This is a genomic window from Nitrosospira sp. Nsp18 (genome assembly GCF_900103145.1).
Lineage (GTDB): Bacteria > Pseudomonadota > Gammaproteobacteria > Burkholderiales > Nitrosomonadaceae > Nitrosospira.
Genome location: NZ_FMWY01000021.1, coordinates 32,674 through 54,066, shown reverse-complemented (window position 1 = coordinate 54,066; position 21,393 = coordinate 32,674). Strand labels below are relative to the sequence as shown.

The 21,393-nt window shown below is 54.2% G+C and carries 21 protein-coding genes; 6 read left to right on the top strand and 15 right to left on the bottom strand.

Features of this window, described 5'->3' with window-relative positions; translation table 11 throughout:
- Window positions 1-370: 370 nt before the first annotated feature.
- From BLS94_RS10250 to BLS94_RS10235, 4 genes are all read right to left on the bottom strand, one after another.
- Window positions 371-814 carry an RES family NAD+ phosphorylase gene (locus BLS94_RS10250; protein ID WP_256325385.1) on the bottom strand — a complete coding sequence of 148 codons (444 nt, stop codon included), beginning with the start codon at window positions 812-814 and terminating at the stop codon, window positions 371-373.
- Window positions 811-1,269 carry a type II RES/Xre toxin-antitoxin system antitoxin gene (locus tag BLS94_RS10245; protein ID WP_090960553.1) on the bottom strand — a complete coding sequence of 153 codons (459 nt, stop codon included), beginning with the start codon at window positions 1,267-1,269 and terminating at the stop codon, window positions 811-813. Before BLS94_RS10245 ends, BLS94_RS10250 begins: the two co-directional genes overlap by 4 nt.
- 332 nt (window positions 1,270-1,601) lie before the next feature.
- Window positions 1,602-2,651, bottom strand: coding sequence for a bile acid:sodium symporter family protein (locus BLS94_RS10240; RefSeq protein WP_090960591.1), 1,050 nt, complete (start codon window positions 2,649-2,651; stop codon window positions 1,602-1,604).
- Window positions 2,652-3,423: 772 nt separating this feature from the next.
- Window positions 3,424-3,693 carry a hypothetical protein gene (locus BLS94_RS10235; RefSeq protein ID WP_090960550.1) on the bottom strand — a complete coding sequence of 90 codons (270 nt, stop codon included), beginning with the start codon at window positions 3,691-3,693 and terminating at the stop codon, window positions 3,424-3,426.
- 65 nt (window positions 3,694-3,758) lie between these two features.
- Between BLS94_RS10235 and BLS94_RS10230 the strand changes: the two genes are divergently transcribed.
- Both BLS94_RS10230 and BLS94_RS10225 read left to right on the top strand, forming a co-directional pair.
- Entirely contained in the window at window positions 3,759-6,941 is a 3,183-nt protein-coding gene (locus BLS94_RS10230) for an efflux RND transporter permease subunit (protein WP_090960547.1), read from the top strand.
- Window positions 6,931-8,193 carry an efflux RND transporter periplasmic adaptor subunit gene (locus BLS94_RS10225; protein WP_256325384.1) on the top strand — a complete coding sequence of 421 codons (1,263 nt, stop codon included), beginning with the start codon at window positions 6,931-6,933 and terminating at the stop codon, window positions 8,191-8,193. The genes BLS94_RS10230 and BLS94_RS10225 overlap by 11 nt, the downstream gene beginning before the upstream one ends.
- Before the next feature lie 106 nt (window positions 8,194-8,299).
- Here the strand turns inward: BLS94_RS10225 and BLS94_RS10220 are convergent, their stop codons facing one another.
- The gene (locus tag BLS94_RS10220) at window positions 8,300-9,091 is read right to left on the bottom strand and encodes a dienelactone hydrolase family protein (RefSeq protein WP_090960544.1); all 792 of its coding nucleotides are present in this window, start codon (window positions 9,089-9,091) and stop codon (window positions 8,300-8,302) included.
- Window positions 9,092-9,194: 103 nt separating this feature from the next.
- Between BLS94_RS10220 and BLS94_RS10215 the strand changes: the two genes are divergently transcribed.
- Together BLS94_RS10215 and BLS94_RS10210 are read left to right on the top strand one after the other, a co-directional pair.
- Window positions 9,195-10,163, top strand: a complete 969-nt coding sequence (locus BLS94_RS10215) for an acetyltransferase (protein ID WP_090960541.1) — start codon at window positions 9,195-9,197, stop codon at window positions 10,161-10,163.
- 53 nt (window positions 10,164-10,216) lie between these two features.
- Window positions 10,217-11,884 (top strand): bifunctional aminoglycoside phosphotransferase/ATP-binding protein, encoded by a 1,668-nt coding sequence (locus BLS94_RS10210; protein ID WP_090960538.1) that lies wholly within the window; start codon window positions 10,217-10,219, stop codon window positions 11,882-11,884.
- 262 nt (window positions 11,885-12,146) lie between these two features.
- Here BLS94_RS10210 and BLS94_RS10205 read toward each other — a convergent pair whose 3' ends face one another.
- From BLS94_RS10205 to BLS94_RS10190, 4 genes are all read right to left on the bottom strand, one after another.
- Window positions 12,147-13,523, bottom strand: a complete 1,377-nt coding sequence (locus tag BLS94_RS10205; RefSeq protein WP_090960536.1) for a nicotinate phosphoribosyltransferase — start codon at window positions 13,521-13,523, stop codon at window positions 12,147-12,149.
- Window positions 13,520-14,125 carry an isochorismatase family protein gene (locus BLS94_RS10200; protein ID WP_256325383.1) on the bottom strand — a complete coding sequence of 202 codons (606 nt, stop codon included), beginning with the start codon at window positions 14,123-14,125 and terminating at the stop codon, window positions 13,520-13,522. The genes BLS94_RS10205 and BLS94_RS10200 overlap by 4 nt, the downstream gene beginning before the upstream one ends.
- Window positions 14,126-14,243: 118 nt before the next feature.
- On the bottom strand, window positions 14,244-14,810 hold the full coding sequence (hpf, locus tag BLS94_RS10195; protein ID WP_090960582.1) for a ribosome hibernation-promoting factor, HPF/YfiA family: 567 nt from the start codon (window positions 14,808-14,810) through the stop codon (window positions 14,244-14,246).
- A gap of 107 nt (window positions 14,811-14,917) precedes the next feature.
- Complete coding sequence (locus tag BLS94_RS10190; RefSeq protein ID WP_090960533.1) at window positions 14,918-15,364, bottom strand: universal stress protein; 447 nt, start codon at window positions 15,362-15,364, stop codon at window positions 14,918-14,920.
- A gap of 701 nt (window positions 15,365-16,065) precedes the next feature.
- Here BLS94_RS10190 and BLS94_RS10185 point away from each other — a divergent pair.
- Window positions 16,066-16,566, top strand: a complete 501-nt coding sequence (locus tag BLS94_RS10185) for a hypothetical protein (RefSeq protein ID WP_090960530.1) — start codon at window positions 16,066-16,068, stop codon at window positions 16,564-16,566.
- 40 nt (window positions 16,567-16,606) lie between these two features.
- Here the strand turns inward: BLS94_RS10185 and BLS94_RS10180 are convergent, their stop codons facing one another.
- The 6 genes from BLS94_RS10180 to BLS94_RS10160 all read right to left on the bottom strand — a co-directional run bounded on the left by BLS94_RS10180 (window position 16,607) and on the right by BLS94_RS10160 (window position 19,944).
- The gene (locus tag BLS94_RS10180; RefSeq protein ID WP_371130274.1) at window positions 16,607-17,161 is read right to left on the bottom strand and encodes a hypothetical protein; all 555 of its coding nucleotides are present in this window, start codon (window positions 17,159-17,161) and stop codon (window positions 16,607-16,609) included.
- Window positions 17,162-17,564: 403 nt separating this feature from the next.
- A complete protein-coding gene (locus BLS94_RS10170; RefSeq protein ID WP_090960524.1) occupies window positions 17,565-18,155 on the bottom strand; it encodes a hypothetical protein in 591 nt (196 codons plus the stop codon).
- 217 nt (window positions 18,156-18,372) lie between these two features.
- Window positions 18,373-18,783, bottom strand: a complete 411-nt coding sequence (locus BLS94_RS10165; protein ID WP_090960521.1) for a hypothetical protein — start codon at window positions 18,781-18,783, stop codon at window positions 18,373-18,375.
- 323 nt (window positions 18,784-19,106) lie between these two features.
- Window positions 19,107-19,334 (bottom strand): nitrate/nitrite transporter NrtS, encoded by a 228-nt coding sequence (gene nrtS, locus BLS94_RS15470; RefSeq protein WP_072767921.1) that lies wholly within the window; start codon window positions 19,332-19,334, stop codon window positions 19,107-19,109.
- 155 nt (window positions 19,335-19,489) lie between these two features.
- Window positions 19,490-19,621, bottom strand: coding sequence for a hypothetical protein (locus BLS94_RS15315; RefSeq protein ID WP_256325382.1), 132 nt, complete (start codon window positions 19,619-19,621; stop codon window positions 19,490-19,492).
- A 2-nt stretch (window positions 19,622-19,623) separates the two neighbouring features.
- Window positions 19,624-19,944: an ADP-ribosylglycohydrolase family protein gene (locus BLS94_RS10160; RefSeq protein WP_218124790.1), complete on the bottom strand. Its 321-nt coding sequence runs from the start codon at window positions 19,942-19,944 to the stop codon at window positions 19,624-19,626.
- A 205-nt stretch (window positions 19,945-20,149) separates the two neighbouring features.
- Between BLS94_RS10160 and BLS94_RS10155 the strand changes: the two genes are divergently transcribed.
- A complete protein-coding gene (locus BLS94_RS10155) occupies window positions 20,150-21,367 on the top strand; it encodes an MFS transporter (RefSeq protein ID WP_090960518.1) in 1,218 nt (405 codons plus the stop codon).
- The last annotated feature ends 26 nt before the right edge of the window (window positions 21,368-21,393 follow it).

The window sequence follows — 21,393 nt, the reverse complement described above, 5'->3', positions numbered from 1 at the left end:
AATCATCTTCGATGCACTAAAATGAATTCCTTTCCTTATGGCACAACGTTAACTGCAAAACTGTTTCGGTAACCTTTTTCTATGGCGCAACGCGTAAATCTGTTTCGCTTTTAATATTTGATTTTTCTTTATAACGCTTCGTCGGCCTGACCGTCTATTTAATGTCGCAAGCGGATCAAGTTTTCGATATCGGCGTGAACGACAGGATGCCGGTTGCGTTCACAGCCCCAGTGCAAGAACGGGGCGCGTTATAGTCCGTCGTCGTCGCCTCCTTAGGCGCAATGAGCGCTTTTAGGAGAAGCGCTAGTTGCCCTGGATGACCACAAATGGGCGCGAAGCGGCCGTTCACAATCGTGAAGTGTGAAAGTGGCTACCGCAGGGAAGTGACACACGTTCCTCTATCATTAAAACTCGCATTAAGGCGGTGCGCGGGATTAAGCAACAGATTGAGCTCAGCCGGGATTACCGCGCTGGGCACTTCCAGCACGCAATATTTGGCACTGCGTAGCCATTGGTTGCCAATTTCCTGAAGGGTTTCGCGCGCCTCGAGAGTTCGCCAATGCTTGGGGAGCTGTTTGGAGTCGATTTTTAGCCTCGCAATATCGCCAGGAATCTCTGCGGGGATTAATACATAGTTGGCGCGTAGAGGTTCATCCTGGACCATCATTTCGAGAAAAGCCAGTGATCTGCTCTGAGCCGTGTAAACCACCGGCTCACCTTTGCGATTCCAACGGCCGCCAAACAGGCGCGCCCTCGCCGGAAAAGCCGATGCGGCAAAGCGGTGCGTAACGATGCGCCATACTATTCCCGTCACGCAAAAACGCCGTGTTCAATTCTACCTAGTGTATCCATCACAGAGACGGCCCCGAGATCGGTATCCAGCATGGATAGCGGCGTAGCACCGCCGAGGGTGGCGTTGGGTGATTTCATCCAATCCAGCGCCACCGGTCCATCTTCAAACACCTCGGCGGCACGTTCAATAATCCGCGCCAAGCGCAGCAATTTGCCAGATTCTTCACGATTGAGTACCCCTTCCTTTTTGCGTCGAACCAGCGTACGTTCAGGGATGTCCAGCGCGCGGGAGAGCTCGGCCTGCCGCACGTTTAGCCGTTGCATGGCTGCATCAACCGCTGGAGCGGGTATGCCTTTGCGCACCAGGTCGATCCACTCAATTGTGGAACGCGGGTGAGTCTGCAATACTCGTTCGCCGCCAAGGACACTGAAGGCAGAAAACGGTGCATGGACGTTTGCTTGCGAAAAAGAAGTCATAGGGATATCACTCAATCGCACTTTCGGCTAAAGCTTACGAAATCACACACTAAAAATAGTGAGCCACGCCTCAAGCTAGCAAAAGGTGACAAATACGGCATCCGGATATGCACCGCAGCTCATGCCGTAACCGCTTCGCTTGCTGAATCAGAAAGTACCGTTAATAGCCCTTTCCGACGGTCTCCCTTTCTAGCGCTTCACAAATTTTCTGCATTCCAACTCTTTCAATCGATAAGACGTGCAAGTCGAAGACAATATCTCTCGCCAGCTTACCGCTAATAGACTGGTTGGCGTATCTGTGCCGGTATTCAACACAATTCCGCCTAACCAACTCAAGCGTCCAGGTCGTTCGATCTCCTGCTCATGATCTCTTGCACAGTCCCCGCTGCGATGTGCTGCACCAGGTTGTAGAAGATAATCGGCACCATTATATTTGGGTATGAAGACAAGGCTAGAGATGCCAGTACCAAACCGGTTCCGTTATTGTTCATCCCCAACCCGAACATGAGCGAAACGCGCTCAGCCTGGTCCAGCTTGAAAAAACGGCTCATGCCATACCCTGCGGCAAACAGCGTGCAGCATAGCCCTGCAGTAATGGCCAATGTGATCGCAAGGAAGTCGTAATCACCCTCAGCCATGGCTTGGGGCAGAGATACTGAAGCATTGGAGTAATTCAGCAGTAATAAAACGATGCTATTGATGAACTTCAGATAAGGCAGGTTGCTGGTTTGCGAATCCTCGTTAACCATCAAGCGCACCGCGATGCCCAGCAATGACGGAAACACCACCCAAAGACCAAGAAAGGTTCCCGAGCCATACTCTGCCAGACCGTGCAATACCGCCTCGTACTCCTCCGAGGCCATTTCGCCAAATACGTGAAATGCCACCGGCGTGACGACGGGGCTCAAAATCGTGGAAAAAAAGACCAACCCCAAGCTCAGGGCCAGATTACCATTGGCGTTTTGCGCCCATGCGGTTGACGATCCGGCGATCGGCATGGCTGCCACCAATGCCAGACCCACGAGAATATGCTGGACTTCTATTGGTTCATACCAGAGCCGCATCGCTATCGTTATGCCAAAAACATATACGATGGGAATAGCCAGGTTTGCTGCCAACCCAGCCAGCAATACGTATTGTTTCTGCAAAATGTTTTTCAAATGAGATATTTTCAGCCCAAGGCCTGCGTTGAACATCAGCGTGGCGAGCATGAGCATCAGCAACGAAATATTTGTTTTTTGTTGAAAGAGGGTGATCTCACCGAAAGAAACACTCCTGATCCATAGTCCCGCTTCAGGCAAAAACACGGCGATGATGTATGCGGCAATCAGAAACCAGAGCAGATGGCGATGGAGAAAGTGGGATATGGAGAGCAGGATCATGGGGAGGGTCCGGGCGCCAGCAAGAAGTACATCCTGCAAATTCTCATCATGATCTCCAGGCATTAAGCAGATTTACGCGCTGTCATCTCGATCTTTTATTGGCAGGGAGTAGCCGCGCATAAGATCCAGCAAAAAGTCCGGCAAGGTGCGCGCCATTAATCAATCACGGTGTACTGGTGCATACCGTGATGTTCGGTGGCAACCAGAAATCCAAGCTAAGCGTGTCACGGCCTCTTAAAGCATCTGCGACAAATTGTCGCGCGACAATTTGCCACATTCCTATAGTGGTAAAAATCAATTATCCTGTTGACAGATATTCTTCTTGACGCAGAAAACTGCCACGGTGTAACAAGAGTATCTGTAATTGTGTTTTATCCGTAGGCGCAAGTAATCCCGTAGTCGGTTTTAACGTATTACCTTCCTTTACATTTTGGGTTCGTCACACCTCCCCGCAGTGTTACGAACCCTTTTCTTTTTCAGGTCGAGCTTACCCCGTTACTGTTCATTGAACCCACGTACTTTCGGGTCTACCTTTTACTGTTTCCTTAAACCTGATCTGACAATTCTCGCGGATGAAATAGAGTTTTTCCCACCGTTTACTATTGATAACCTATTTTATCGAGAGCTAATGCGATTAATGATAGCCACCCCGCTATGCGCTGCCGCGGGTCTCACGTCGGGGGTTAGCAACTCCGCCGACCCCCGTATGCCTAACCCTGAAAAACTGGTTATACTCTTAAACTGAAACTATCTATTTATTATGAGTAACCTATCATTTCCCAATCAAGCGGTAGCGACGGCCAAACGAGGCACCCCAGGCCGTAGGGGCTGTTATGATTGATACCTGCTCTACAATGATGCCCATGAGAGTAACGCGGCGATAAGCAGTAAGCAGCACATTTTGCTTCGTCGTATTGAGCAGTTCCGGGCGGCCCGCTTTGACGGGCTTCCAATCAAGGGAATCCGCCACTCGCATTCTCGCATTAGTATTGCTTATGCCATTGCCACCGTCGCGCCCTTGCTGGCAAACTTGAGGGTTCATTCAAAGTTCGTTGGCAAAAGCGCATAATTTGACGTGCCACACCCAATTTCATTTCGCTATGTCGCATGATTGAGATCGTCCGCGTTGCCTTGCGGCGCCCGTATACTTTCATTGTACTAGCGATCCTTCTCCTGATTATCGGTCCGCTGGTAGCCCTTCGCACGCCAACCGACATCTTCCCGGATATCCGCATTCCGGTAATTGCGGTGGTGTGGCAATACACCGGCCTGCCGCCGGATGAGATGGCCGGGCGCATTACCACCCTATTCCAGCGCTCGTTGACAACCACCGTCAACGACATCGAGCACATCGAAGCGAACTCATATGTAGGCTCAAGCGTCATCAAGATATTCTTTCAGCCGGGCGTGGATATAGCGACGGCCAATGCCCAGGTCACGGCCATCGCTCAGACCGTCGTGAGGCAGATGCCGCTAGGTACGATGCCACCGCTGATCCTCAACTACAATGCCTCGACAGTGCCGATCCTGCAGCTCGCGTTATCTGGAAAAGGCATGTCGGAGCAGTCGCTGTCCGATCTCGCCCTTAACACGGTTCGCACACGCCTGGTCACCGTGCCGGGCGCCGCGATTCCCTATCCATACGGCGGCAAGACGCGGCAGATACAGATTGACATGGATCCCTCAGCGCTTCAGGCGCGCGGGTTGTCCGCGCAAGACCTGGGCAATGCACTTGCCACACAGAATCTGGTCACCCCGATCGGTACGCAGAAAATAGACTTATTCGAATATACGTTGCAGTTGAACAATACGGCAACCTTGGTGGATGACCTGGGCGACCTGCCGATCAAGACTGTCAACGGCGCAACGGTTTATATTCGGGATGTAGCCAATGTGCGTGATGGCAATGCGCCGCAGACCAATATCGTACACGTTGACGGCGCGCGCTCGGTGGTGATGTCGGTTCTGAAGAATGGCGTGACTTCTACCCTCTCTATTGTCGCCGGCATCAAGGCCAAGCTTGCCGAGATCAAACCATCTCTACCGGAAAATCTCGAGGTCGAGCCGCTTAACGACCAATCGTTGTTCGTGCGAGCAGCAATCAAGGGCGTTGCGTTAGAGGGAACCATTGCAGCGGTGCTGACAAGTATCATGATATTGCTATTTCTCGGCAGCTGGCGCTCGACCCTGATTGTTGCAGTGTCGATTCCGCTGTCGGTTCTCGGTTCGATCATCTGTCTCGCGGCGCTCGGCGAAACGCTCAATATCATGACGCTGGGCGGCCTTGCGCTCGCGGTCGGCATCCTCGTCGATGATGCCACAGTAACAATCGAGAGCATCAACCTGCATCTTGAGGAGGGTAAGGATGTCGAGACCGCGATCATGGATGGTGCAACGCAAATCGCGACCCCGGCATTTGTTGCGCTACTGTGCATCTCTATCGTTTTCATCCCGATGTTCCTCCTTGAAGGCGTCGCACGCTTCCTGTTCGTACCCATGGCGCTGGCGGTCATTTTTGCGATAGCATGGTCGTTCATCCTGTCGCGTACGCTAGTGCCGACGATGTCGAAGTACCTGCTGCATCCGCATGCGCCGCGCGAAGAGGGGGAAAAGCCGTCGCATAATTCCCTAGTGCGTTTCCAACGCCGCTTCGAAGCCGGATTCGAGCGCCTGCGCGCGAGCTATCGGGAATATCTGAAGCTTGCGCTCGCCCATCGACGCGTGTTCGTTATCGGTTTTCTTGCGTTCGTGCTCGCCTCATTTTTGCTGCTGCCATTCCTCGGCCGCAATTTTTTTCCTGCAGTCGATAGCGGCCAGATCCTGATGCATGCGCGCACGCAGGTGGGCACACGCGTGGAAGAGAGCGCGAACCAGTTCGCGGAAATCCGGAAAGCAATCCAGAAAATCATTCCGCCGCACGAGATCGGCGTACTGGTTGACAACATCGGGCTTCCGCCCAGCAGCATCAACCTGACCTACAACAATACGGGCGTGATGGGAACCCAGGATGGAGACATCCAGATTGCGCTGAAAGAAGGCCATCAACCCACTGCCGACTATGTGCATAGATTGCGTGAGGAACTTCCACGCCAATTTCCCGGTGTAACATTCTCGTTTCCCCCGGCCGACATCGTCAGCCAAATTTTGAATTTTGGTTCGCCAGCCCCGATCGAGCTACAAATCCGTGGTAATGATCTGGACGCAAATTTCGATTACGCCAACTTGCTGCTGCACAGAATGCGTATGATCAGTGGCATTGCCGACGTGCGCATTCAACAGTCGCGAAGCCGGCCGATTTTTGATATCGATGTCGATCGCACACGCGCGCAGCAGGTCGGCATCACCATGCAGAATGTTACAAGCGCCCTGGTCGCCAACCTGGCGGGCAGCAGCCAGGTGGCGCCGACTTTCTGGTTGAATCCGCAGAATGGCGTACAGTATCCAATCGTAATACAGACGCCGCAGTACCGGCTCGATACACTCGCCGCGCTTGCCAACCTGCCGGTAGGCGGCAGTGCCGGCAATCCACAGGTGCTCGGCGCGCTTGCCAATTTCACGCGCACCAGCGGCAACGCGCTGGTCACCCAATACGACATCCAGCCTATGGTGCAGATCTTCGCAACCACGCAGGGGCGTGATCTCGGCGCGGTCGCGGTCGAACTTCGCCGCATTCTTGACGATACCGCGAACCAGGTACCGAAAGCATCGACCGTCAGATTACTCGGTCAGGTACGCACAATGGAAAGCGCGTTCTCGGGCCTGCTGTTTGGCTTGCTCGGTGCAATCGTGCTTATATACCTGTTGATTGTCGTAAACTTCCAATCCTGGACAGACCCGTTCGTCATCATCACCGCGTTGCCGGCTGCGCTTGCCGGCATCGTCTGGATGCTATTCGTGACATTCACTCCGATCTCGGTGCCGGCGTTGACCGGCGCAATCATGTGCATGGGCGTCGCAACCTCGAACAGCGTACTCATGATCAGCTTCGCGCGCGAGCGTCTCGACGCGATCGGTGATGCGACCGCAGCCGCGCTTGACGCGGGATTCGTGCGTTCACGGCCCGTATTGATGACGGCATTGGCGATGGTAATCGGCATGGTGCCGATGGCGCTGGGCCTGGGCGAGGGCGGCGAGCAGAATGCACCGCTGGGCCGCGCCGTCATTGGCGGCCTGATCTTCGCAACTATCGCAACACTGATCTTCGTTCCCGTCGTTTTCAGTATCGTACATGAAAAGCACGGCAAGGGATCCGCCCTAAGCCCCGCCGCTGGAGAACTTCGTGCCACCTGAAACGCCCGTTGAGGAAGCTTCCCCCCGCAAGGTCCGCCTCGCCGTCATCGTCGCCGCGATCATTGTTACGATCATCGTCATCACCGGCCTCGTCATGCGGAAATCCGACGACAAGCAGCTTCGCGAGTGGACCGACGACCAGGCGATCCCAACCGTTGCCCTCATCAAGCCCGGCAAGCGCGGCAACGTCGCCACCCTTGATCTACCCGGTCGTCTGGAGGCCTTTTCGAGCGCGTCGCTTTATGCCCGTGTCAGCGGCTATCTGAAGAGCTGGAAAGTCGACATTGGCAAACCGGTCAAGGCGGGCCAGCTGCTTGCCGAGATCGAGACCCCGGACCTCGACCAGCAGTTGCTGCAGGCGAAAGCCGATCTCGCCAGCGCAGAGGCCACCGCGGCACTCGCTGAAATTACGGCAAAACGCTGGCAATCGCTGCTGGATTCCAGATATGTATCGAACCAGGCAGTCGACGAAAAAAATGGCGATTTCAGGACCAAGCAGGCACTGGCGGAATCCGCTCGGGCGAATGTCCACCGCTTGAAGACGTTGAAGAATTTTGCACGTATCGTCGCACCGTTCGATGGCATCATCACCGCTCGCGGAACCGATATCGGCGCGCTGATCAATGGGGGTAGCGGCAGTGGCATCGGCCCTGGCGCTGGCAATGGTACCGGCATGGGCCCGGGCAGTACCGGCGGCATGGGCCAGGAACTCTTCCAGATATCGAATACGAGGAGACTGCGTGTCTATGTCAACGTGCCGCAGACCTACGTACCAAGTATCCACGCCGATACCCAGGCAAAGATCACGGTGCCGGAACGTCCAGGCCAGACCTATATTGCGACGGTGGCGTCGTCGGCTCAGGCGGTCGATATTGCATCAGGCTCTACACTGATGCAGATCCTGGTCGATAACGAGAAAGGCGAATTGCTGCCAGGCGCGTTCGCGAACGTAAGTTTCGATCTGCCCGGCAACGTTGCGGTGCTGAGCGTGCCAGCCAGCGCCCTGATGTTCGACAGGGCGGGATTACGTGTTGCCACCGTCGGCCCAGACAATAAGGTTGTGCTGAAGCCAGTCACGATCATGCGCGATCTCGGCAAGATCATCGAACTGGGTTCGGGCCTTGCTCCCGACGATAATGTCATTGAAAGCCCGCCCGACGGTATTGCCGATGGTGATACCGTCCGCATCGCCCCCGCGAAAAAACCGGATGGCGCGGCGAATACGAGTGGCAGCGGCAAGGGTCTCTACTAAAACTGAACTGGAGAATCCAGTATCGCACCCAGTATCGTGCGGTTAACTCCGCCTCGACTTACCCCCGCATCTCGCCATAAAGCCGAGTGCTACACCCCGTCGAATATCATTCCTGCTTGAAGATGCCCGCAAGAAAATTTTCAGTTTCGCTCCACGATGCCTTGTCCGCTGCTGCATCGTAAGCGAGTGGAAGATTGAACTTGCGCCCGTACTCGTCAGCAGCAGGGTTGGTGAAGCTGTGCTTGGCGCCGGCGAAAGTCACTGCCTTGTAATTTGCCCCGGCTTTTTCCATTTCCTGCCTGAAGGCCGCCACTTGCTCCGCCGGAATCATGGGATCGTCGGTACCGGTAAAGGAAATGATCCGTGCCCTGACTTCACCCGGTTGCGCGGGATGCGCTGTCGCCAGGTTGCCATGAAAACTGACCACGCCTTTCAAATCTTCGCCCAGGCGAGCCATCTGCAAAACCACGCTCCCGCCGAAACAGTAGCCCAGCGCGGCGATATTTTTCGCGTCCACGTTTTTTTGTTGCCGCAGGTATTCCATTGCAGCTTCAAAACGTGTTTTCGCCAGCGGCAGATTCTTCGCCAATTCACCCGCGAACTTGCCAGCGTCATCTGGATGATGAACCTGCTTGCCCTCGCCATACATATCCAGCGCCAGCGCGGTATAGCCTGATTGCGCCAGCATTCGCGCCCGTTTGCGCGCGTAATCGTCCAGCCCCCACCATTCATGCACTACCAACACACCGGGACGCTTGCCCTGAATCGCGTCGTCGTACGCAATATAACCCTTCAATAACGTGCCATTGGCACTGTAAGTTACCTCCTTACCCTGCACTTCAGCCTGCGCTATTGAAGTCATGAATAACAATATAGTGGTTAATATGATATTTTTCATGGTGAATGATCGTCTGAACGGTTAATCAAAATTTCACGCTGCCAGAAGTGTAGCTGAGAGTACTATCAATAAATCAAAAAGCACCCACATTCTGAGAAATGATATGAACTACGATGTATTCAATGGCGACGCCGACGGATTATGCGCACTGCATCAGCTTCGGCTGGCGAATCCTGTAAAAGCGGAATTGATAACGGGAGTCAAGCGCGATATCAAGCTGCTTGACAGGGTGCAGGCTGGTGCCGGCGACCAGGTAACCGTACTCGACATTTCGCTGGATAGCAACCGTGCGCGGCTCATGCAGTTATTGGAAGCGGCTGTACATGTCGAGTATTTCGATCATCACTATGCCGGCGAAATACCGCGACACATCAATCTGGTTTCCCATATTGATGTGTCTGCTGATGTATGCACCAGTATCATGGTTGATCGATCCCTGGAAGGACGGTACCGCCTTTGGGCTGTCGTCGCTGCCTTTGGCGATAATCTCGGGCAAAGCGCGCGCGTACTTGCGAGGTCGGCAGGACTTGCCGAATCACAAATAGAACAGCTGGCACGCCTGGGAAAATATCTGAATTACAATGGCTACGGCGATAGCCTGGATGACTTGCATTTTCATCCGGTCAAACTTTATGAAGAAATGAGACCGTATCCTGATCCATTCGATTTTATTGACGGGTCAACTGCCTTCAATCTGCTCGCCGCGGGATTTAGCAATGATATGAGCATGATAGGCACGTTGCTTCCATTGTCGGAGGGTGCCCGCTACGCTGCTTATTTGCTGCCCGATGCACCTTGGGCAAGACGCGTGGCAGGCGTCTTTGCAAACAGACTGGCCAACGATGACCCGTCTCGCGCGCATGCGGTACTTACGCCGACACGCTACGGGGATTATTCGGTCAGTGTGCGTGCGCCGATAGCAAAGCCAGAGGGCGCGGACACGCTTTGCATGAAGTTTGAGACAGGGGGTGGGCGTAAGGCAGCGGGAGGCATCAACCGTCTGCCAACAGACGCACTTGATCGATTTCTCGCAATTTTCGCGGAGCAGTTCAAGGGATCAAGCCCTGCATAGGCTCTTGGCATAGCCTGGATCGTCTGGTTTCTTCTTTAGCCGAAAATGGCATCATGACCGATACGTTCAAACAACCGCAACCGCCCTATAAGGCTTTGTCCACCGATGAGCGTGTCCAAAGCGGGCTGGTCAATGCCTTGCTGGACCCCCGCCGTTATCCTCATGCCGCGAAGACTGTGCGACTGACCGAGACTCACATTTCGTGGGTGCTGCTGGCGGGAAGATATGCCTATAAGATAAAAAAACCAGTCGACCTGGGTTTTGTGAATTTTACCAGCCTGGCCTTACGCCGCTATTACTGCGAAGAAGAGATTCGACTTAACCGCCGTCTCGCGCCGCAGCTATATCTCGATGTTGTCCCCATCGGGGGAACGCCGGAAATGCCTGAGTTCAATGCGCTGCCAGCTTTGGAATATGCTGTGCGGATGCGGCGCTTTGCTTCGTCCAAACAATTGGATCAGCTGGTGTCGCACGGGAAAATCCTCCCAGGCCATATAGATAGTCTTGCCGCAACAATCGCGCATTTTCATGGTAGCCTGCCTGCGGCAGAAGCAGGGTCCGAATTTGGTTCCGCTGCTGTCATATATTCGGCGGTATCGAAAATTTTCGAGCAATTACAAACTTTGCTGAAAGGTAGCAAGGACGAGGCTGGCTTGATCGCGTTGCGCCATGCGGGCGAGGCTGAATATGCCAGATGTATGGATCGATTCGATCAGCGCCATGCAGGAGGCTTTATTCGCGAATGTCATGGCGATCTGCACCTCGGCAATATCGCACTTATCGGTCAACAGCCCATTCCCTTCGACGGCATCGAATTCGATCCGGCACTGCGCTGGATCGATGTGATGAGTGAAGTCGCCTTTACCATGATGGACTTGTTGCACTGCCAGCGCCCTGATCTAGCCTACCGTTTCTTGAATGCCTATCTGGAAGCCACCGGGGATTATAGCGGCGTATCCGTGCTGCGTTTCTATGTCTTCTACCGTGCCGCAGTGCGTGCCATGGTCAGCGCTATCCGCGCTGGACAACCAAGCCTGTCCCAACGCGCCAGAGTGAAGGCATCGGCAAGCTGTCGCAGTTTTCTTGCTCTGGCTGCGGAGCGCCTCGCCAAGCGCTGCCCTGCACTTATTATCACCCATGGCTTGCCGGGGTCGGGCAAAACGACCTTTGCACAGGCAGCACTCGAACGGTTCCAGGCAATACGCATCCGCTCCGATGTGGAGCGCAAGCGTTTGTTCGGATTGCCGCCGCTGGCGGACAGCCGCTCGCATACAGGCGACATATACGGCGCGGACGCGACACGGCGCACCTACGCACGCCTCCATGAACTGTCACGGGAACTGCTTATCGAAGGTGCTTCGGTAGTTGTGGACGCAGCCTTCCTCAGACAACATGAGCGTGAGCATTTTCGCCAGCTCGCACATGAGCTTGGGGCTCCGTTTGCCATCGCGTCGTTGCAAGCCAGTGCAGCCACCTTGCGCACGCGCATCACTCAGCGGCAGAACGACTCAAACGATGCGTCTGAAGCGAATCTCGCGGTGCTGGAATCATTGCAGGAAAAACAGGAAGCACTATCGCCGCAGGAGCGGCTCCATGCGGTAGAGTTTTTCAATGAGGGCGATAGTTCTGCAACCGAGTCGGAGGCGTGGAAAAAATTGGCCCGATTGCTCTCCACGCATGGCGATAAGGGTATCTCAACAATCGAAGGGGTAAATGATTAAACCTCGATGACTAAACCGCGTACGCCGAATCTGATCCGGTGGGCGATCTGTCAAAGGGCGCCGGAAGATAGGTGCATCGCGTAACTTGGTGGCCTGAAGCACGCCAAAAATGCCGCTGCAGGAACCATCGTGCGGAAAGATGAGCTTGGATGCGCTTTATAGGCGCACCATAAATTCGAGGTACGGCGCGTTACGCTTCGCTTATTGATGTCCTGTAAAAGAAAAGCTCACTACGCCCGGCGAAGCGTCCGCGCTCGTCAGATCATGATGCTTGGCCTTCGCAGGCAGATCCGCCTGAAGTTTTATCCAGCCGCCTCGCTAACGCTTGCAACGAGGCGGAAATTTCCACCGGGTAAGCCGGAACCACCTCAAGGGTCGTCATTGGCTTCGGAAGACGGGCATAGTTCTCCAATGTCCGCCGGCGTATCTCATCCAGCGGGGTACTTTCGTTAATACGCCTGCCGGCCTGCATTACGGGCATGATAAGCGGCGCTCCGTCATGAGAATCATTTTCCGCCAGCGCGACAATATCGCCCGCCATGGAGCCGTCAGCGCTATTATATCTACGATAAACCTGCTTTCGGCCCGGCCAGGTGGCCTTCCCTTCCGAGCGCTTGCGCCGTGCCTTACCGGCATATTCCTGGAGCTTGTACGCGCAGTCCAGCGAAGGCGCATCGTTGGACACATCAAGTGCAGTCCCTATACCAAAACCATCTATTGGCGCAGGGGGCGATGTGTCGGAAGACAACAGCGCGCGCAACCGGTATTCATCCAGGTTTCCGCTGGCAAAAATGGTCGTCTCTTCCAATCCGCCCTCGTCCAGTATTTCACGCACCTGCCGCGCATGGACCGCAAGATCGCCGCTATCGAGCCGCACACCCTTGACCTGAATACCACATGCTCGAAGTTTGCGGGCCAAGGCAACCACCTTGGCTGCGGCGGCCTCCGTGTCATAGGTATCGATCAATAGAATCACGTTGTCCGGATGGCAACGTGCAAATTGCTCGAAAGCAGTTGCTTCGTCCTCATGTGCCTGAATGTAGGAATGAGCCTGGGTACCAAACAGCGGGATTCCATACACTGCCCCGGCTAATACCGTGGCAGTACCGGAAAATCCTGCCAGATAGCTCGCCCGCGCGGCGAGCAGCGCCGCCTCCGCCCCGTGTGCACGGCGCATGCCAAAATCCACCAGCAACTTGTCCGGCGCAACCAGCACGGAGCGGGCTGCCTTGGAGGCGATCAACGTTTCGAAATGCATCAGATTCATGATGCGCGATTCGACCAGCTGAGCTTGCGGCAGCGTAGCGGTGATCCGGAGGATAGGCTCATCCGGAAAAAAAAGGCTTCCTTCCGGCATGGCGTGAACATCGCCGTTAAAACGAAATTGCTCGAGGTAGGCGATAAGAGAAGGTGCAAAACGTGGAGTAAGCCAAGCCAGCTCTTCCGGCGAGAATCTTATGTTTTCGAGAAAATAAAGCGCCTGTTCCAGCCCGGCCGCAACCATAAAATTCCGCCCCGGGGGGAGCTTGCGTACGAAGAGCTCAAATACCGCGGTTTCCTCCATGTGCTGCTCGAGGTAGCTCTGCAACATCATAAGCTGATAATGGTCAGTCAAAAGAGGACTGGAAAGCGGATTCACGCCGAAATCGCTTCAAAATGGATGGGAACAGCGCCAAGATGCTCCATTTCTTCAAGCGCATGCAGGCCGTCATCCGAGCTTGAATTGATCGCCCGAACCGCGTCCGTGAGGATGAAGGTCTCATAGCCAAGCTGCAGGGCATCTTTTACGGTATTGAGCACACAATACTCTGTAGCGAGCCCCCCGATAAATACGCGCCCGATACCGGACGACCTCAGTAAAGCATTGAGGGGGGTATCGGCAAAGCCAGAATACGCGTCCTTTTCTCTGGTAGTCGCCTTCGAAATGATGTGTATATCGCAGGGGAACTCAAGGCTGGCGGGAAATGCCGCGCCTGGGCTTGCTTCGATGCAGTGAGGCGGCCACCGCCCTCCCTGTTCGATAAAGGAGCAATGGTCCGGCGGATGCCAATCGCGAGTGGCGAAAATAGCCAACCCATATGCATGAAAAAGCGCTATGTAACGATTGAGTATCGGAATGATCTCGTTACCGGCAGGCACGGCGAGGCTGCCGCCAGGAAGAAAATCGTTCTGCACGTCCACGAAAATCAGCGCGTCTCCAGCAGCCAGCTTGGCTGTCACGCGCCCGGCCCCGGTCTGCACAGATAACGGCTCATTTTCAAGCTCATTTTCAAGTCAGCGCCTTCACCTTTTCGAATAATTCTGCAAGCAGCCGGATTCCCTATTGTTTATTCATGATTTACAGTTTGCCGGTCATTTCTTACTCTTCCTCTTCCTCGCCTTCTTCGGCATGGCGCTTACCCGTGCTCACCCGTTTCGCCTGAAAGCCCTCACTGCCGATATCCTCCAGGAACTGCACCTCACTGCCTGCCGCCAGTTGATCAAAATTGACGTTAGCGAGGTTTTCGCGATGAAAGTATAGTTCCTGCCCGTCGGGCGTCTCGATGAATCCATAATCTTCCTCTGCTACCAGACGCACTACTTTCCCGCGCAGCACAGGCGCGTGCGCCTTGATGTCTCCCCGCTGGCGGCGGCCGTAGTCTTCAAGCTGGCGTTTAGCGGCGCCAAATGCATCCCGCAGCGCAATATACACATCCTCATCTGCCTCTCGCGTCACCACAAGCTCTTTGCCCGGCACGGTAATATCGAGACGCACATCGAACGCGCGGCCTTGATGTTTGTGTTTGTGCGGAACCTCGATTACTACGCGGCATGAAATGATATTCGAATAAAACGTCTCGAGCTTTTCCGCTTTTTGCCGGATATGGCTTTCCAGCGCTTCAGAATGGGGAACATCGCGTGTCGTGATTTGTAGTTGGAATTTCATGGCTATGTCCTCTCGATGATTCATATTGTGCAGCCCCCCCAGAGTAAACGGGACGGCATGGCGTCATAATGAGCTGGGATGATATTAGCATTTTACCCGGATCTGATCTATGCGCCGCGAATCAGTAACACGGGTGTATGGGCGGTGCGCACTACCCCTTCGGCAACGCTGCCAAACAAAACGCGGCTGAAGCCGGAGCGGCCGTGGGTCCCGATGACGATCAAGTCGGCTGGCCAGCGTTTGGCTTCCGCCACGAGGATGCTGGCGATGCGCTCGCCACCGGCCTCGAGCAGCTTTACCTCAGCTGCCATGCCTGCTTGCCGCGCCAACGTTTGTGCTTGTGCCAGTATTTTTTTGCCAATGCTCGTTTCTATTTCTTTCATCTCATCGTAATTGATATAGCTGTTTGCGTCCATAAGATGAATGTCAGCCACTACGTGCACCAGCCTCAAGTGCACACTTTGCTCTTGGTGTTGGGCAAGCCGGGCGGCTTCCTGTATTGCAAGGTTGGAGGTTGGACTACCGTCAACTGGAACCAGAATATTTCGATACATTGCTATCCTCGGAAACATCATTCTTTGGCACGCTCAGCAACCGCTTCTGGAGCGGTAAATGCCGATATTCACATGTATTCAAATGCCTTGGAAATTGGGCTGGCAAGACCTGATCCTCCTTTAGTAAATTCTTGATCTGCCGTATTTACCCTTACTCAAAACGAATCTCCTATTAATAGCTATAGGAGAACCCGCAAGACCTGTCAAGTGCAAATCAAACGTACTGTGCCGACACTGACCCTGCTATACGCCCCTCGATGTACCGGATTTATCGCGCAAGCGCAAGAAAACTCCTCTCCGCGATAGTCTACCAATATGTTCAATGAGGTTGAACCGTAAAATATTCGTATGCGCCGCCGACATCACCGCAATTTTCGAAAAAATCGCCTATCTTCCCAAGTTCGAGAGAACAAATACATTAGCATATACCTTTAGGTCGTACTACCGTTTAGCCATGAACTTCCGGATGAGATGGCGGCAAAACGATCAGCAGCTTCAACTTCAAGTGTAAAAGCACATGGCCGGACATTGACTTTTTTTTCATGCGACCTAAACTGAGGAACATGACATCTTCCATTGCACAACCAAGGTCTGACGCAGCTGTTGGAGAAGGTAAATACTAGCCAAAACTCCACTTTTTTTAAGCAGGTCAAGCACCTTCATGCACAGCCATTCGAGCATTCCGTACCGGGGAAAACGCCATGATTCAAAATTCGATTGATATTGCCACTTACGTCAGCCCCAATCTGTCGGCGCTTATCGAGAGCCAGGTCAACGATCCGGATGCCGAGCAACCTGCAACACTCGCTTCGGTGCGCGCCTTTATCGCCGGTTTGTTGCCCGCTTCTTTGAACGAAGCGGAGCGGCTGCACCATGTTGATATCGACGCGTCGCTGCTTGACGAACTCGACCTACTGATCGAGGAATTCGGGGGCGATGCACTCGCTATCGACTTTTCCCGTAACACTGCCAGCGAGCCGCTTTCGCGGGTGATTGACGCTGTGATGAACGATGAGAATCGGGAGAATCCGCCTACGCTGGAAACGATAAGAGAAGCCATCGCCTCGGGCCTGCCAGCCAGGCTGGTCGGGGATGGCGTCCTGGAAGACGATGAAGACGAGACCTTGCTTTCGGAGATTGAATCGCTGATCAGGCGCTACGGCGCTGACTCGCTGGCAGAGGACTTTTTACGTTACGAATAATTGCTAATAGCTGCTATTAGCAACAGAGCCCACCAGCGCTTCAGTGCGGGGGTGGAGGTGGAGGATTACCCGGAGGCGGTGGAGGGGGAGAACGGCGTGAATCGCTTGCGCGGGGCGGCGCACTTATACTCTGACGAGGGCTGCTCATGGAAGCGTTGTCCATGATCTGGCCGGCTATCGGGACGCGATTACCTTTGGCGTACATGCATTGTATATAACCCATATCGTAGCGTTGCTGATTAATATATCCTGATTCGCTGGCGGTGCTGCTTCCCACCAACCCCCCGCCCAACAAGCCGCTACCCGCGCCAATCGCGGCGCCGGTTCCGCCACCCAAAGCCGCGCCAGCCGCCGCGCCAAGCCCTGTGCCAACGGCGGCGCTTCCTACCCCGCTGGAAACGGAGGCTTGGTTCGGCGTTACACCGCCAACTTGCTGACTGGCATATTGTTTACAGTAGAAGTCGTCATTTCGAAACTGATCGAAGGTTTTACCCGACCCTGGCAGAACCATTACGCTGGGACCCGACGGTATGCTCACGCACGCCCCCAGCGAGAATAACAACAGCAAAGCGGACCTTTTGAGCATGTTATACATAACGGCGTTCCTTTCAACCTAAATCGGTAGTTGGGCGGGGAGAAGTGTACGGTTTTTGGGGTGCAGGGCAAGGCGCAACGACGCGGAATACGATCGCGCAGGGCGGAGCAGTGCCTTCCGCAGGAAGGTGCGACCCCGAAGCGGGATGCGGGCGCCCCTTTGCGTGTGGAACGCGATCCCGGCATCCCCTGCGCTGCCCGATCCCCGCTGCGCGGAGCCCCTCGGGCGGCGCTTCGGGGCGCCGTTCCATTCCAAGAAGTTGCAACGCAGCCATGTGCCGCAAAAACCGTGCAATTCACCTCGTAGCGCTCTCACCCGGAAGGTGAGCGTCAAGTAATACGAAATATTGTTATTAATCATAACACTGATCTATCAAATGAGCGTTCAACTACCGGATTTAGGTTCATTGATCAGGCGGTCGAGGCGCAACCTGCAGCCAACCCTCGGTGCACTCTTTAACCTCGGGATAATAACCCTCCGGGTTCTCGCAGTAATACCAGTAATTGGATGGTAATACGGGCCCCGACGTGGGCGGTACGGTATCGGGACGCTGTATATACACTAGCGGCGCCGGGGGCACGACAGTCGCAGGTAGAGATGTGTAGTAGGGTGGGTAATAATAAGGCGGACCCCAGCCATACCCGTAATAACCCAAGCCATAGCCCAAACCTAACCCCAAGCCATACCCGCCAAAACCGTATCCATATCCGCGATAACCATGGCCGCGGTGGCCGCGGTGATGACCTCCCCAGTGCATTCCATCGCGATGCGTTCCCATCCAGGGGCCACCTCCATCTCCCCCTCCCCTGAAACCTGGGCCTCCGTGGCCTCCCCCGAAGTGGCCACCTCCGAAGTGGCCACCTCCAACGTTTCCGCCTCCAACGCGCCCACCCCCCATTTGCCCCCCACCGACCCCGCCGCGCGCCCATGTCAGGTCGCCGGGAATCGAACCCAGCAAGATGACAACAAGACAGACAGATTGAATCTTTTTCATGGAATCCTCGTATGGCTGAAGATTACCCTTAAAAATTGTGCTGGCCGGTTAATTTTATAAGCGCTCAGACCCTAAATTCCCTCAAGGCGTACGCCACCCCTTCGATTTTCCCAATTTCAATTCATGTAACGCTTATTAGACCGAATCAGTGCCTTACGAGTTTCCACCGCCGATCACCAATCCTCACTTCGCAAAAGGTGCCTCCAATCATGGAGGACTACCGCAACCAGAATCCACTGACGTTCCCATCCTTTATGGCAGCGCTGACAAGGACATCGTCACTGGCATCCTTGAACTCCAGCTTCCATAAGTAGACCGTGAAACCCTGCTGATTCAGCTGGGTCAGAAATTTGGCGGTATAGCCTTGCTTGAGGTGGGAGCCGAGAGATTCGCTTATGTTATCGAATATTTCTTCTGTTATGCCCGCTTTGAATACTGGGTCTCCGGAGGATACAAAAGCTGCCAATGAATTGGATTGGATAGCCGAAAGCATGTTTTCCATCGTCCTCTCAACGGGTGCCGGAGCTTGGGCCAGCGCAACGGACGGCGCGAATCCGAAGAGCAGCATCCCGGAAAATATAAGACGGCTCATGGCGGGAAACAATGATCCGAAAAGAAGCAGTCTCATAAGGTCCCTCACAGCATAAGGTTGATAGAAGCCGCTTTTGGCGCGAGTTTGAAATTGATTGCTTAACTGAGCACTGATAAACGAATACTGCCTCAATCTTTATAGGTTATAGACTTTGGGATAACAAGCCACCTTCCATTGCGGAGAGCAAACGTAGGGTATCGCTTCCGCCGGAACGACGTGCATGGCAAATTTTGCAGCGCGAGGACTGATCGCATGTCCTCGCGTGTTGCCTCGACTCAACGGCGAACCTGGATTGAGTCACTTCAGGCCATCACCACCCACTCTAAAGTATTGCGGCTTTAATCTTGCGAAGCAAACCGCTAGCTTGTCTTCTTCATACCTTGTCCATGGCAACTCACCAGGAACGGAACCACGGGAGTGATACAGGCCGAAATCCATCGCCCGACCGTCATCGGTTCTCCCAAAAGCAGTGGAATGCCCTGATTTATCGCGATGAGACACGACCCCACCACAACGGTGACCCAATAGGCCACGAACCTTGTATTTCGATCGCCAATAGAATATTTAATCGCACGTAAGTGCCGCATTATGGTTTCCTCTCCCACCAGGTTTACTCATCTGAATTGCTGGCAAAACTTGTCTTTCTGCTTACGAATTATTTTCACTGAAAATTGCCAGGCCGACAATATCCAGGAACCTGAGACAAACTACGAACGAAATTAAAGAACGTCTGGAATACCGGTCAGATAGCGTTTCCCCGCAGCGCGACATCTACGAATGCATCAATCTCGACGTTCAATTCGCCGTGAGCAAGCAATTTGTTTATGAGATGCTCTGGCAGGGCGTCATTGGCCGTGCCGGCGATCAGCCCCATGATCATGCCCCTGTGGACGCTGTCCCCGCCGGACTATAACTGGTTTCATAGAAACGGACGTGTTCTTGAAGAATGTCATAGGAACGACCCAGGCGATTTGCGGTTTCAACATCCGGCGAGTATGTCATCCCAACCATGAAACTTTCAGGATGAGGATGAGGCGCTGCCTCATATTTTCTGATACCACCATCGAAATATTGCTGGATGTTACTCAGGCTGTAAAACCAATGCGCGGGCATTGCCAGCGCATCGCCAATAAAAAGCCCCCAAAGCGCGTTCCGGATGCGCCTTTCCCGCGTTTCGGGCGTATTGGCAAATTTCATGAGATTGAACCTTGATAGTCTGCAATGACTGCACAGATTTCCTGGCAAATTGAGCCAAACGCTGGCGCCTGCCCTACTGCCAATATTATGTAGCCATCCACCAACCAGGACAACGCCGCTCTACCGAAAACTATCGGAAGAGATGAATTCAGCATGCTCGTGATATACATCTTGCTGGTATTTCGCCATTGAGCCTGGAGCTGAAATGAATTCACCCATTCTCACCCGTATTTTATGGGTTCGCGGCCTGCGGGCCTTCGGCGACGGTTACGTCAGTCTGCTGCTGCCGGTCTATTTGATCGAACTGGGTATGAACCCGTTTCAGGTTGGCACCATCACGACCGCCACCCTGATCGGCTCCGGCATCGTGACATTATTGGCCGGTTTCCAGGCCTATCGCTTCACTTATAAGACGTTGTTGCTGGCGGCGACCGCGCTGATGGCCGCAACCGGCTTCAGCTTTGCGGCTATTACTGAATTCTGGCCCTTGCTGCTGGTGGCTTTCGTAGGGACATTGAACCCTTCCAGCGGCGACGTAAGCCTGTTTTTACCGCTTGAGCATGCGGTTCTCTCTCGGTTTGTTAGCGACCGCCAGCGCACCGCCGTTTTCGTGCGATATAGCATGGTCGGCGCCCTTGTGGCGGCCGCCGGGGCGCTGGCTGCCGGACTACCTGACTTTGCAGCGGCCTCAATCCAAATCGATGCCAGAGACGCATTGCAAGCCATGTTTGTGTTGTACGGCATAATAGGATTGTTGTGCGCGGCAATTTATGCAACCCTGCCGGAAGAAACGGGGTCTACCGAGACGGGAGCCGTAAACAAGACCCGCCCCGCTCCATTAAAGAAATCCGGAAAAATCGTCTATACTCTCGCTGCGCTATTCAGCCTGGATGCATTCGGCGGCGGCTTCGTCGTGCAGGCTATGCTCGCGTTATGGTTGTTCCAGAAGTTTCAGCTTTCCATTTCAATGGCTATTTTTTTCTGGACCGGGATATTCTCCGCGCTCTCCTATCTTGCGGCGATTCGCATTGCCAACCGGTTTGGATTGATAAATACGATGGTATTTACGCATTTGCCCGCGAATGTACTGTTGATTCTCATTCCATTCATGCCGACATTGGGTTGGGCAATTGCACTATTGCTTATACGGAGCGGTCTTTCACAAATGGATGTGCCGGCGCGAAGCTCATATGTAATGGCGATCGTGCCCGCCGCGGAACGCGCGGCGGCAGCGAGTATGACTTCGGTCCCGCGCAGCCTGGCATCCGCCGCGGGTCCTTTTCTGGCCGGGTATCTACTGAGCATATCATCCTTCGGCTGGTCACTAGTTATCGCAGGCGGGCTGAAAATTATCTATGACTTGCTATTGCTTCGGATGTTTAGAACCGTGAAGCCACCGGAGGAAGGGCACCTGAACGGCTAGCAGCCTGTCGGACTTGAAGGATCGCA